The sequence below is a fragment of the Tritonibacter sp. SIMBA_163 genome, assembly GCF_046535935.1.
Taxonomy (GTDB): Bacteria; Pseudomonadota; Alphaproteobacteria; order Rhodobacterales; family Rhodobacteraceae; genus Epibacterium; species Epibacterium scottomollicae.
In genome coordinates, this window is record NZ_JAWJBP010001058.1 from 1 (window position 1) to 245 (window position 245).

The 245-nt window shown below is 60.4% G+C and carries 1 pseudogene; it reads left to right on the plus strand.

Features of this window, described 5'->3' with window-relative positions:
* A pseudogene (locus R0J92_RS25580) lies at positions 1-245 on the plus strand (ATP-dependent DNA ligase); the annotation flags it as partial.

Here is a 245-nt window from a genome sequence, read left to right on the forward strand (position 1 = left end):
GGTTGGAACGGGCTTTTCGGTCAAGGTCGCCAAGGAACTCTACAAACGACTGTACGCCATGCGGTTGGACGAAAGCCCTTTCGCAGTGCCGTTGACAGCAGATGAAAGACGCGGCGCGAAGTTCGTCAAGCCGCAGCTGGTGGCCGAGATCGAGTTTCGCGCTTGGACCGCCGACAAGCGATTGCGCCATGCTTCCTTCAGGGGGCTGCGCGAGGATAAGGCCGCCAGCGATGTCAGATGGGAGG